Raw genomic sequence first — 12,719 nt, 5'->3', positions numbered from 1 at the left:
TTTACCGATGCCCCGTCCCACTGCGCTCGACGCTGTCAGCCAACCGCTCAAGGGCATTGCCCTGGTGGTTCTGGCGACCTTGCTGTTCGCCAGCCACGACGCCTTGTCCAAGTACCTGGCGGGGTTCTATCCGATTCTCTGGGTGGTGTGGGCGCGCTATCTGGTGCACACCCTGCTGATGATGGTGATCTTCCTGCCGCAGTCGGGCCTGCGCGTGCTGCGTACGCGAAGGCCGGGGCTGCAGACCTTGCGCGCGCTATGCCTGCTGGGCACCAGCCTGTTGTTCACCACGGCCTTGCAGTACATACCGCTGGCCGAGGCGACTGCGGTCAACTTCCTTGCCCCCTTGCTGGTCACTGCGCTGTCGCTGCCGCTGCTGGGCGAGAAGGTCACGCGCGGGCAGTGGGTGGCGGTGCTGGTGAGTTTCGTCGGGGTGACGGTGATCATTCATCCAGGTGGGGCGTTGTTCACCCCGGCGGTGTTGTTGCCGTTCGGTTCGGCCTTGTGCTTTTGCTTCTACCAGTTGCTGACGCGCAAGCTCAGCGGCACCGACAGCCCGACCACCAGCAACTTCTTCACCGGCCTGCTCAACACCCTGGTGATGAGCGCCGTGGTGCCGATGTTCTGGCAGACTCCAAGTTTGATCCACGGCCTGATGGCAGTGGCCCTGGGCACCTGCGGGATGACCGCACACCTGTTCCTGACCCAGGCCTTCCGCCATGCGCCGCCGGCCATGCTGGCGCCGTTCAGTTACTGTCAGATCGTGTTCGCCGGGATTCTCGGCCTGGTGCTGTTCGGACACAGCCCGGACATGGCCGGGCTGGTGGGGATTGCCTTGATCTGCCTGAGCGGCCTGGGCGCCGCCTGGCTGCAGCGGCGTCGTTAGGCCTCGACTGTCGGCACCTTGCGCGGGGCCATGAAGTACATCCAGGTCAGGGCGATGAAGTACATGGCCGGGATCATGGTGAACAGCAGGGTGTAATTGTTGTTGGTGGTGGTGAGGATATAACCCACCAACTGGGTCATGAACATGCCGCCGATGGCCGCGCACATGCCGCCGAAACCGAACACCGTGCTCATCATGTGCTTGGGCGTGTAGTCCATCACCAGGCTCCAGATGTTGGCGGTCCAGGCCTGGTGCGCGGCGATCGCCAGGGAAATCGCCAGTACCGCGACCCACAGGCTGCTGGCGCCAGCGGCGAAGATCACGCCGATGATGGTGGTGGCAAACAACAGCATCGACAGCAGCCGCGCCTTGACCGGGGCCATGCCGCGGCCAATCAGGAACGACGAGAGAATGCCGCCGCCGACACTGCCGAAATCCGCACTCAGGTAGATGACGATCAGCGGGATGCCCATCTGCGTCACGCTGATGCCCAGGCTGTATTGCTGGTTGAGGAACGGCGGCAGCCAGTACAGGTAGAACCAGAACACCGGCGCGGTCACCGAGTAAGCCAGGGCGAAGGCCCAGGTGCCGCGCATGCGCAGGATGCGTGAGAACGGCACGCGAGCCTGATCCGCTTCTGCTTCGCCTTGCACGTAGGCCAGCTCTTCCTTGCTGACGGTCGGGTGGTCTTCGGGGTTGAAGTATTTCAGGCCCCAGAACACCACCCACACCAGGCCCAGCGCGCCCATGCCCATGAACGCCGCTTGCCAGCCCCACACGGTGAGGATCAACGGCAGCAGCATCGGTGTGAACATGGCGCCGACGTTGGTACCGGCGTTGAAGATGCCAGTGGCCACTGCCCGTTCACCGGCCGGGAACCACAAGCGGGTGGTCTTGACGCAGGCCGGGTAGTTGGCCGCTTCGGTCAGGCCAAGAATGAACCGGCAGACCATGAAGCCCACCGCCGAGGTGGCCAGACCGTGAGCGCCGGTGGCCAGGCTCCAGAGCAGCACGGCGCAGAAGAACACGCGTTTGACCCCGACCCGGTCGATCAAGCGGCCCTGGAGCACGAAGCCGATGGCGTAGCCGACCTGGAACCAGAAGTTGATGTTGGCGTAATCCATCGCCGTCCAGCTCATTTCCTTGGCCAGGATCGGCTGCATCACCCCGAGGGCGGCGCGGTCGATGTAGTTCAAGGTGGTGGCGAAGAACACCAGGGCGAGCATGACCCAGCGGGTCTTGCCGACGGCCATGGCGCCACGCAACTTGTCGCCGATGCCGGCGTGCGGAGTACTGCCCAGGGGCTGGGCCATGCGGGTGGATTGAGTGTGGATCATCGCGGGTTACCCGTATTTTTATGTTTATGGGTCAAGCCTTGGTGTTGAAATGGTGCGCCCGTGGTCAAAAAAGGGTCAATTCGCTGAACGCTATTTTGGGCGATAATCGAACACAAAACTAACTAGTTCGTACCTTTTGCATTGAGCAAAAATTGGCCAACGCCAATAATTCCTCCACCGGTTTTTGCCTGCCCATCGGAGCCAGAATAATGCAGCGTTCGATCGCCACCGTATCCTTGAGCGGTACTTTGCCAGAAAAACTCGAAGCCATCGCCGCCGCAGGCTTCGACGGGGTCGAGATCTTCGAGAATGACCTGCTGTACTACGCCGGCAGTCCGCGCGAAATTCGCCAGCGCTGCGCCGACCTGGGTCTGGCAATTACCCTGTTCCAGCCGTTTCGCGATTTCGAGGGCTGCCGCCGCGATCGCCTGGCGCGCAACCTGGAACGGGCCGAGCGCAAATTCGATCTGATGCAGGAGCTGGGCACCGATCTGGTGCTGGTGTGCAGCAACGTCGCCGCCGATTCCCTCGGTGAGCGCCAGCTGCTGGTGGACGACCTGCGCCTGCTGGCCGAGCGCGCCGGTGCCCGTGGCCTGCGCATCGGTTACGAAGCCCTGGCCTGGGGCCGCCATGTGAATACCTGGGAGCAGGTCTGGGACATTGTCAAAACCGCCGACCATGCCAGCCTCGGGATGATCCTCGACAGTTTCCACACCCTGTCGCTCAAGGGCGACCCACGGGCCATCGCCCAGGTGCCGGGGGACAAGATCTTCTTCGTGCAGATGGCCGACGCGCCGATCCTGGCCATGGACGTGCTGGAGTGGAGCCGGCATTTTCGCTGCTTCCCGGGGCAGGGCGAGTTTGACCTGCCGGGGTTTCTGGCGCCGATCCTGGCCAGCGGTTACAGCGGCCCGCTGTCGCTGGAAATCTTCAACGATGGCTTCCGCGCCGCGCCGCCACGGGCCAATGCCGCCGATGGATTGCGCTCGCTGTTGTACCTGGAAGAGAAGACCCGTCAGCGCCTGGAGCAAGACCGCGTAGCGCCGGCCAGCGACGACCTGTTGTTCGCCCCACCGCCTGCCAGTGCCTATGACGGTATCGAGTTCCTCGAATTTGCCGTCGACGACGCCCTGGGTGCCAAGCTGGGCAACTGGCTGGAGTGCCTGGGCTTTACCCGCGCCGGCGTGCATCGTTCGAAGAATGTCAGCCTGCTGCGTCAGGGCGACATCAACCTGATCCTCAACGCCGAACCCTATTCGTTCGCCCACAACTTTTTCGAAAGCCATGGCCCGTCGCTGTGCGCCACGGCGATCCGGGTCAAGGACAGCGCCCAGGCCCTGGCCCGTGCCGTGGCCTACCATGGCCAGCCCTACCGTGGCCTGGTCGGCCCCAACGAGCGCGAGCTGGCGGCGGTGCGCGCACCGGATGGCAGCCTGATCTACCTGGTGGATCAGGACGCCCAGGGCCGGACCATCTACGACACCGACTTCAGTGTGCAGCAGCAAGCGGGCAGCAGCCTCGGCTTGACCCGCATCGATCATATGGCCCTGGCCTTGCCGGCCGACGGCCTGGACAGCTGGGCGCTGTTCTACAAGAGCGTGCTGGACTTCAGCGCCGATGACGAAGTGGTGTTGCCCGACCCCTACGGCCTGGTCAAGAGCCGCGCCTTGCGCAGCCGCTGCAGCACCATCCGCCTGCCGCTGAACATTTCGGAAAACCGCAACACGGCGATTGCCCATGCCTTGTCGCATTACCGCGGTTCGGGCGTGCACCACATCGCGTTTGATTGCGAGGATATTTTTACCGCGGTCAAACAGGCCAAGGAAGCTGGCGTGGCCTTGCTCGACATCCCGCTCAACTATTACGACGACCTTGCCGCGCGTTTTGATTTCGACGACGAGTTCCTCAGCGAGCTGGCCTACTACAACGTGCTTTACGACCGCGATGCCCAGGGCGGTGAGCTGTTTCATGTGTACACCGAGCCGTTCGAGGAGCGCTTCTTCTTCGAGGTACTGCAACGGCGTAACGGCTACAGTGGCTATGGCGCGGCCAACGTCGCCGTGCGGCTGGCCGCGATGGCCAAGGCGCGCGCCGGCTCGCCAGCGCAGGCCAAGTTGTAGGGCACAGGCTGCGAGGCTTCCTTACTCAGCACCCGGGGCTCATAATTGCCGGGTTAACCGATGGCCATGAGTCCCGTATGACGACTACCCCAGCACTCTGCGCAGCCCCTGAACCCGCGCCGCGCAAGGGCCGCAAGAACAACCCGGAAAAGACCCGCGAGAATATTCTCCAGGCGGCGATCAGCGAATTCGTCCAGCAGGGGCTGGCCGGCGCCCGGGTCGATGCGATCGCCGAGCGCACGCAAACCTCCAAGCGCATGATCTACTACTACTTCAACAGCAAGGAGCAGTTGTACGTCGAGGTGCTGGAGAAGCTCTACGGCGATATCCGCAGTACCGAAAGCAACCTGCACCTGGCCGAGCTCGAGCCGCGCCTGGGCATCCGCCGGCTGGTGGAGTTCACCTTTGATCACCATGATCGCAACGTCGACTTCGTGCGCATCGTCTGCAACGAGAACATGCACCACGGCGAGTACGTCAAGCGCTCGTCGGCCATCCGCTCGATGAACAAGACCGTGCTCACGGCGCTGGACGAAGTGCTCAAGCGCGGGGCTGGTGCAGGAGTGTTCCGCCAGGGGCTGGAGGCGCTGGATGTGCACCTGTTGATCAGCTCGTTCTGTTTCTACCGGGTATCGAACCGGCATACCTTTGGCGAGATCTTCCAGGTGGATTTCGAGGACAAGGCGGTCAAGGAACGGCATCGGCAAATGATTTGCGAGGCGGTGCTGAGGTTCTTGCAGGCCTGAGGATCCGGGGCCGCTTTGCGGCCCATCGCTGGCAAGCCAGCTCCCACAGTTGCGGCGCATGCAGATCCATTGTGGGAGCCGGCGTTGCCGGCGATGCTTTTCAGTCACCCAGGCTGTTGAAGTGCTCGATCATCCGCGCCGCATCCGGCTTCACTCCGCTGAACAGTTCAAACGCCTTCACCGCCTGGAACACCGCCATGTTTGCCCCGCTCAGGGTGCGGCAACCCAGGGCCCGGGCTGCGCATAGCAGCTCGGTTTCCAGCGGGAAATAAACGATCTCCGCCACCCACAGATCCGATCGCAGCAACGCCTTGGGCACCGGCATGCCCGGCAGCTTGGCCATGCCCATGGGCGTGGTGTTGACCAGGCCGTCGGCGCTGGCCATGGCGCTTCGCAGGTCATGGCCGACCCTGGCCCGGCTACCTGGAAAGTGCTGGTTGAGGTTATCCACAAGGGCCTGGGCCCGGGCCAGCTCTACATCGAATACCGTCAGCTGTTCGACGCCTTCTTCCAGTAGCGCATGGGCCACTGCAGCCCCTGCGCCGCCAGCGCCCATCTGCACTACCTGACGGCGCGCCGCATCGGCCAGGCCACGGCGAAAGCCTTCGGCAAAGCCCAGGCAGTCGGTGTTGTGGCCGATGCGCTTGCCATCCTTGAGCACCACGGTGTTGACCGCGCCGATGCCCTGGGCTTGCGGCGACAGCTCGTTGAGCAGCGGCAGGATCGCCTGTTTGCATGGGAAAGTGATGTTCAGGCCGGTGAAGCCCATGTACTCAGCTGCTGTCAGCAGCTCTTCGAGGGCGCTGCTGTCGAGTTTGAGCTGGTCCAGGTCGATCAGCCGGTACAGGTAATTCAGGCCTTGCGCGGCGCCTTCGCGCTCGTGCAGCGCCGGGGTGCGCGAGGCCTGGATGCCGGCGCCGATAAGGCCGGCGAGAATGCCGGAGGAGGGGGCCAAACTCATGCTGAAAACTCCATTGTTGTTCTTGGTGATGGGATGGGAGTGATTCAGTTAGAAAATGTACCGAATGGTTAATTTGGTCAATTGGCCGCAAGGTCGCAGGCGTGTTTTCTGTGCGCTGATCGCACAGCCTGTGCTACACCTGTTGCTTTGTACCTGACCACGGAGGGAGACATGGCAACGCCGATCAACGACCTGCAGTCGCTGGGTGAAACCTGGCCAGGCTTGGCCAACCTGACCCAGTCGATCTTCGCGGCCCTGGGTGGCCATGGTTTTCGCAATGCCTTTCGCCTTGATCATTCGCGCAGCACTTGCCTGATGCTGATCGATGGCCTGGGCTGGAACCTGCTGCAGGCCCATGCCTGGCATGCACCGTTTCTTGCCTCATTGATGCAGCCGGACAGCCACTTCAAGGTGGGTTTTCCGGCCACCACCGCGACCAGCCTGGCCTCGGTGACCTCAGGGCTGGGCAGCGGCGCCCACGGCATCGTTGGCTGCGGCTTCGCCCTGGATGAGCAGACCGAACTGTCGCCGCTGTCGTGGACCACGTCGCCTCTGCAGGTCGAGGCGCAGCCCAGCATCGCGCCGCTGCCGGAGAGCTTTATCGTGCCTGCCGATGCCTGGAGCCAGGCCGCCGCGCAGGGCATCGCCATCAGCACGGTGATGCTCGGGCGCTATGCCAGTTCCGACTTCACTCGGGCGATCTACAAGGCTGGCAGGATTCTCCCTGCGCCGGCCTATGACGCCTATCCGGAACTGGTCAATGCCGCCCTGGCGGTGCCGGAGCCGGCGTTCTGTTTTGCCTATTTCGGTGACCTGGACTTTGCCGGACACTTGTTCGGCCCCGGCTCCGAGGGCTGGCTCAAGCAACTGCAGATTGCCGACCAGCTGGCCCAGGCCATCGCCCGCCGTTTGCCCGAGCAGGCGCGGCTGATGGTGATTGCCGACCACGGCATGCTGGCGCTGGACAGCGAACAGGTGCGTGACTTTGACCAGGATCCGGTGCTGCAGGAGGGCGTGCGGGCGATGGCCGGAGATATCCGCGCGCGCTACCTGTACACCCATGAGCACCAGCAGGATCGTGTACACGAGCGTTGGCAGAATCGTCTCGGGGATCAATACCGGATATTGAGCAAGGCCCAGGCAATTGCCAAGGGGCTGTTCGGCGATGTGTTGCTGAGCCAGGCTGAAGCGCGGATTGGCGATCTGATCGTGGTCCCGAGCGGGGCCGGCGGGATCATTCGCAGCGAGGTGGAGAAGCACGCCAGTCAGTGGCGGGGGCACCATGGGGCGTTGACCGATGAGGATCAGCTGGTGCCGTTGTTGATGTGTTCGGGGAAGGGCTGAAGGGCCCTGATCGCGGGTCAAGCCCGCTCCCACAAAACCTGTGGGAGCGGGCTTGACCCGCGATAGCTTCAACGCCGAACCAGCAACACCCCACTCTCCATGTGATGGGTATACGGAAACTGGTCGAACAACGCGCAACGCTCGATGCGATGGGTGTCGTGCAACTGGGCGATATTCGCCGCCAGGGTTTCCGGGTTGCAGGAGATGTACAGGATATTGTCGAAGCGCCGGGTCAGTTCACAAGTGTCCGGGTCCATGCCGGCGCGCGGCGGGTCGACGAACACACTGCCGAACTGGTAACTCTTCAGGTCGATACCTTCCAGGCGGCGGAACGGGCGCACTTCGTTCAGCGCTTCGGTCAGCTCTTCAGCCGACAGGCGCACCAGGCGCACGTTATCCACAGCGTTGTCGTCGAGGTTGTGCAGGGCGGCATTCACCGAAGTCTTGCTGATCTCGGTGGCCAGCACCTTGCGTAGCCGGGTGGCCAGCGGCAGGGTGAAGTTGCCGTTGCCGCAGTACAGCTCGAGCAGGTCGTCCTGGCGCTCGCCCAGGGCCTCATAGGCCCAGTTGAGCATCTTCTGGTTGACCGCGCCGTTAGGCTGGGTGAAGGCGCCTTCAGGCTGGCGGTAGCGGAAGGTGCGTCCTGCAATCTGCAGTTCTTCGACCGCGTAATCGCGGCCGATCACCACGCGCTTGCCCTTGGAGCGGCCGATGATGCTCACGCCCAGGTCGCTGGCCAGTTGCTGCGCCGCGGCTTCCCAGTGCTCGTCCAGTGGACGGTGGTAGCACAGGGTGATCATCGCATCGCCTGCCAGGGTGGTGAGGAACTCCACCTGGAACAGCTTGAAACTCAGCGCCGAACTGGCCTGCCAGGCGGCCTTGAGCCGCGGCATCAGGTCGTTGATCTGCTGGCTGGCAATCGGGAAGTCTTCGATCAGGATCGGCGTGTACTTCTCGCCCGGGGCGAACATTGCGTAGAAGCGCTGCTCGTTTTCACGCCACAGGCGAAACTCTGCACGCAGGCGATAGTGCTCGCGCGGCGAGTCGAACACTGCAGGCTCGGGAGCCGCGAATGGCGCCAGCAGCTCGCGCAGGCGCGCGACCTTGGCGTCGAGCTGCTGGGTGTAGGTCGAAGGGTCGAAGACAGCACTCATGCGTTGAACCAGCCCAGCTTGATGACGAACAGGATCGAGAGGATCACCAGCGCCGCGTTGAGGTCACGGGCACGGCCGGAGAGCAGCTTGATCGCGGTCCAGGCAATGAAACCGAAGGCGATGCCGTTGGCGATCGAGTAGGTCAGCGGCATGGCCAGGGCGGTAACCACCACCGGCGCGGCTTCGGTAATGTCGTCCCAGTTTATTTCAGCCAGGCCCGAAGCCATCAACACGGCGACGAACAACAGCGCAGGTGCCGTGGCGAAGGCTGGCACGCTGCCGGCCAGCGGCGCGAAGAACAGCGCCAGCAGGAACAGGATGGCCACCACGATGGCGGTCAGGCCGGTGCGGCCACCGGCGCTCACGCCCGCGGCGGATTCGATGTAGCTGGTGGTGGTCGAGGTGCCCAGCAGGGAACCGGCCATGGCCGCAGTACTGTCGGCGATCAGCGCACGTCCCATCTTCGGCATGTGGCCGTCCTTGCGCATCAGGCCGGCGCGCTTGGCGACGCCGATCAGGGTGCCGGAGTTGTCGAACAGGTCGACGAACAGGAACGCGAAGATCACGCTGATCAGGCCGACGTCCAGCGCGCCCTTGATGTCCAGCTGCAGGAAGGTCGGTGCCAGCGACGGCGGCATCGACACTACGCCGTTGAACGGGGTGACGCCCAGGGCGATCGAGGCCACGGTCACCGCCAGGATGCCGATCAGCACCGCGCCACGGACCTTCATGGCCTCCAGCGCGACGATCAGGAAGAAGCCCAGGGTGGCAAGGATCGGCGCTGGCTTCTTGAGGTCGCCGAGGCCCACCAGGGTGGCCTGGTTATCGACCACAATGCCGGCGTTGTGCAGGGCGATCAGTGCCAGGAACAGGCCGATACCGGCGGCGATTGCCGAACGCAGCGGCAACGGGATGCTGTTGACGATCCATTCACGGATGCGAAAGATCGACAGCAGGAAGAAGCACACCGCCGAGATGAACACCGCGCCCAATGCCACCTGCCAGGTGTGGCCCATGTGCAGGACCACGGTGTAGGTGAAGAAGGCGTTCAGGCCCATGCCCGGTGCCAGGGCGATCGGGTAGTTGGCGATCAGGCCCATGGTGGTCGAGCCGATGGCTGCGGCCAGGCAGGTGGCGACGAACAGCGCACCCTTGTCCATGCCGGTCTCGCCGAGGATGCTCGGGTTGACGAACAGGATGTAGGCCATGGCCAGGAAGGTGGTCACGCCCGCGAGAATCTCGGTGCGGACATTGGTGTCGTGTGCTTTTAGTTGAAACAGCCTTTCCAGCATGCCTGCTCCCCGTGGCGCTCCCGGCGCCGTGAATGTATCGACCCAGTTAGCAAAGCACAGACTGTACCGGGAGACTGTGGTTTTTCCCTGGGTCGGAAAAAAGCCGCGCATCATACCAGCATGCTCGGGCAGCGGTAATTAATGTCGCGATACACTGCAGATATCTGCAGGTTCTGCGCCGTTCCCCCCATCCCGAGTTGACCATGCTGTGCAACTGACCGACTACCGCGACCTCACCCCGGCCCAGCGCGAGCAACTGATCGATATCCAGGTGCGGCCCGAACAACAGCACTTTGCCGGCGATATGGCCAGCGCGCTGTACATCCTGCTGAGTACCGACAGCCCTGACCTGCGCGGCGTGGCGCTGCTGGTGAATAATGTGCCGAGCGCCTTCCTGCTGCTCCAGCGTGGGGCGTTCCTGGCGCCCTGGGCCCGGCCCGATGCCGCGACAATCAATGCCTTGCAGGTGGATCGGCGCCTGCAGGGCCGCGGCTTGGGGCGATTTTTCATGCAGGCGCTGCCGGGCCTGGTGCGCGATTTGTGGCCCGACGTGCGCTGTTTGCAACTGTCGGTGGACCCGGGCAACCACACCGCCCTGGCGTTTTACCGGGCCACCGGCTGGGTCGACAGCGGTGACGGCTACCGCGCGCGCAAGGGCCATGAGTGTCAACTGACCCTGCTGCTATGAGCGACTAAGCTTGTTAGATACCCCGGCGGAGAGCAGTTGATGACCCACAGAGCCCTGATCGTAGTCGCCGAAGGCGTGGATGACCTGCAAAGCGTGACCTTGATCGACGTGCTGCGTCGGGCCAAGGTGGAAGTGGTGGTGGCCAGTATCGAAGGCCGGCGGATGCTCACCTGTGCCCGTGGCACGCGCTTGACCGCCGACGGCATGCTGGTGGATCTGCTGGCCCAGCCGTTTGATCTAATCGTGTTGCCCGGGGGCGAAAAAGGCGCGCAGCACATGGCTGCGCACCAACCGCTGGCGCAGCAGGTGAAGGACCAGGCCAAGACCGGGAAGTTTTTTGCCGCCATCGGCGAAGGGCCCTTGGCGTTGCAGGCCTTCGGGGTGTTGCGCCAGCGGCGCATGACCTGTGATCCGGCTGTCAGCCAGGGATTGTCCGGGTGCAGTTTTGTCGATCAGCCGGTGGTGGTGGATGGTAATTGCATCACCGCGCAGGGCTCGGCGGCGGCGCTGGAGTTTGCCTTGGTATTGGTCGAGCAACTGGCGGGCAGGGTGGTGCGCAAGCGGGTGGCAACTGAGCTGCGGGTGTGACTATCGCGGGGCAAGCCCGCTCCCACAGGTTTTGCATGCACCGGACTTGTGGGAGCTGGCTTGCCAGCGATGAGGCCCCTGAGGTCAATCCTCGGGCCTGTTCTGCATATGATCGCGTCCAGCCAAGGTCGGGAACAGCTTGATCCACACCCCGGTCACCACCAGGGTCCCGACCCCGCCCAGCACCACCGCCGGCACCGTGCCGAACCAGTGCGCCGTCACCCCCGACTCGAACTCACCGAGCTGGTTCGACGCACCGATGAACAATCCGTTCACCGCACTCACCCGGCCACGCATCTCATCCGGTGTCTCCAGTTGCACGAAGGCGCCGCGAATCACCATGCTGATCATGTCGGCGGCACCCAGCACCGCCAGCACGGCCAGGGAAAACCAGAACGAAGTGGACAGGCCAAAGGCGATGGTCGCCACACCAAACACCCCCACGGCGGTGAACATCACCCGCCCGACCTTGCGCTCCACCGGGAAGCGCGCCAGCCACAGCGACATCAGCAAAGCGCCCACCGCTGGCGCCGAACGCAGCAGGCCCAGGCCCCAGGGGCCGGTCAGCAGGATGTCCTTGGCGAACACCGGCAGCAATGCAGTGGCTCCGCCCAGCAGCACGGCAAACAGGTCCAGGGAAATGGCGCCGAGAATGTCCGGGCGGCTGCGGATAAAGCGAATTCCGGCCATCAGTGATTCAAGACTGGCACGGCCCTGGTTGCTCGGCTGCTGACGCGAGACCAGGCCCAGGGTCAGTACACAGGCAATCAGGTACAGCGCCACCGTCGGGCCATAGACCCAGACGCTGCCAAAGGCATAGAGAAAACCGCCCACCGCCGGCGCGACGATGGTTGCCGCCTGCATGGCCGAAGCCGATGCCGCCACCGCGCGCGGGAACAGCTCGGAAGGCACCACATTGGGCAGCAGCGCTTGAGTCGCCGGCATCTCGAAGGAGCGTGCGCTGCCGAGCAAAAACGCCAACAGGAAGATCAGCTCGCGGCTGACACTGTTGGTGCTGCTGGCAAGTACCAGTACCAGGGCGATCATGGCCTGGGCGCTCTGGCACAGGGCGGCTACCCGACGCCGGTCATAACGGTCGGCGACGTGCCCGGTGTGCAGCATGAACAGCACCCGCGGGGCGAACTCCACCAGGCCCACCAGGCCCAGGTCGAGGACATTGCCGGTCAACTGATAGAGGTGCCAGCCGATCGCCACGGTGAGCATCTGGAAGCCGCTGGCGGTAAATACCCGGGCCAGCCAGAAAGCCAGGAAGGGACGGTGATGACGCAGCAGCAGAACAGGGTCTGACATCGGCGAAACAGAGCCTCGGCGAACGGATCGGCGGTGCAGATTAGCATCACTTTGTAACAGCGGGTTGCGAGGAATACCGCGTTTGTGCGGTAAGCGCACTGTTTTGGGGCGCGGTAAAGGGGGTGAGACAACCGGTCACGCGGCAATCAACCACACAAGCGAGCAGCCCGTTCAGGACTATCCTTTCAGGCAACCGTTGATCTGGATCAATTGTTTCATTTGCAACGGTAGGGCCAGACGGCCGAATTCCCTGCGATGTGATGTTTACAGAACAATTCCAACTTGCCGCACT

General features: G+C 63.5%; 11 protein-coding genes. 6 read left to right on the top strand and 5 right to left on the bottom strand.

Annotated features, from left to right (window positions below; translation table 11 throughout):
- Positions 1–7: 7 nt before the first annotated feature.
- Complete coding sequence (locus tag JV241A_RS21555; protein ID WP_115088820.1) at positions 8–886, top strand: DMT family transporter; 879 nt, start codon at positions 8–10, stop codon at positions 884–886.
- Here the strand turns inward: JV241A_RS21555 and JV241A_RS21550 are convergent.
- On the bottom strand, positions 883–2,223 hold the full coding sequence (locus tag JV241A_RS21550; RefSeq protein WP_134064378.1) for an MFS transporter: 1,341 nt from the start codon (positions 2,221–2,223) through the stop codon (positions 883–885). The two genes, JV241A_RS21555 and JV241A_RS21550, sit on opposite strands and share 4 nt — an antisense overlap.
- Before the next feature lie 209 nt (positions 2,224–2,432).
- Between JV241A_RS21550 and quiC the strand changes: the two genes are divergently transcribed.
- Both quiC and JV241A_RS21540 read left to right on the top strand, forming a co-directional pair.
- Positions 2,433–4,343, top strand: a complete 1,911-nt coding sequence (gene quiC, locus JV241A_RS21545) for a 3-dehydroshikimate dehydratase QuiC (RefSeq protein ID WP_115088817.1) — start codon at positions 2,433–2,435, stop codon at positions 4,341–4,343.
- Between the two features lie 77 nt (positions 4,344–4,420).
- On the top strand, positions 4,421–5,089 hold the full coding sequence (locus JV241A_RS21540) for a TetR/AcrR family transcriptional regulator (protein ID WP_134064376.1): 669 nt from the start codon (positions 4,421–4,423) through the stop codon (positions 5,087–5,089).
- Positions 5,090–5,189: 100 nt separating this feature from the next.
- Here JV241A_RS21540 and JV241A_RS21535 read toward each other — a convergent pair whose 3' ends face one another.
- Positions 5,190–6,050 carry a shikimate dehydrogenase gene (locus JV241A_RS21535; protein WP_166675728.1) on the bottom strand — a complete coding sequence of 287 codons (861 nt, stop codon included), beginning with the start codon at positions 6,048–6,050 and terminating at the stop codon, positions 5,190–5,192.
- A gap of 171 nt (positions 6,051–6,221) precedes the next feature.
- Between JV241A_RS21535 and JV241A_RS21530 the strand changes: the two genes are divergently transcribed.
- On the top strand, positions 6,222–7,394 hold the full coding sequence (locus JV241A_RS21530; RefSeq protein ID WP_134064374.1) for a nucleotide pyrophosphatase/phosphodiesterase family protein: 1,173 nt from the start codon (positions 6,222–6,224) through the stop codon (positions 7,392–7,394).
- A gap of 68 nt (positions 7,395–7,462) precedes the next feature.
- Here JV241A_RS21530 and trmA read toward each other — a convergent pair whose 3' ends face one another.
- Positions 7,463–8,548, bottom strand: coding sequence for a tRNA (uridine(54)-C5)-methyltransferase TrmA (gene trmA, locus JV241A_RS21525; protein ID WP_134064372.1), 1,086 nt, complete (start codon positions 8,546–8,548; stop codon positions 7,463–7,465).
- Positions 8,545–9,840, bottom strand: coding sequence for an NCS2 family permease (locus JV241A_RS21520; protein ID WP_115088809.1), 1,296 nt, complete (start codon positions 9,838–9,840; stop codon positions 8,545–8,547). Before JV241A_RS21520 ends, trmA begins: the two co-directional genes overlap by 4 nt.
- Positions 9,841–10,048: 208 nt before the next feature.
- On the opposite strand from JV241A_RS21520, the gene JV241A_RS21515 reads away from it, so the two are divergent.
- Positions 10,049–10,528 (top strand): GNAT family N-acetyltransferase, encoded by a 480-nt coding sequence (locus JV241A_RS21515; protein WP_134064370.1) that lies wholly within the window; start codon positions 10,049–10,051, stop codon positions 10,526–10,528.
- 39 nt (positions 10,529–10,567) lie between these two features.
- Complete coding sequence (locus tag JV241A_RS21510; RefSeq protein WP_115088806.1) at positions 10,568–11,116, top strand: DJ-1 family glyoxalase III; 549 nt, start codon at positions 10,568–10,570, stop codon at positions 11,114–11,116.
- A gap of 84 nt (positions 11,117–11,200) precedes the next feature.
- On the opposite strand, the gene JV241A_RS21505 is transcribed toward JV241A_RS21510, so the two are convergent.
- Entirely contained in the window at positions 11,201–12,427 is a 1,227-nt protein-coding gene (locus JV241A_RS21505; RefSeq protein ID WP_134064368.1) for an MFS transporter, read from the bottom strand.
- Between the last annotated feature and the right edge of the window lie 292 nt (positions 12,428–12,719).

It is taken from the genome of Pseudomonas sp. JV241A, assembly GCF_900275665.1.
Classification (GTDB): domain Bacteria; phylum Pseudomonadota; class Gammaproteobacteria; order Pseudomonadales; family Pseudomonadaceae; genus Aquipseudomonas; species Aquipseudomonas wadenswilerensis.
The sequence above is the reverse complement of the archived record's forward strand: the minus strand, read 5'-3'. Positions and strand labels throughout refer to the sequence as shown.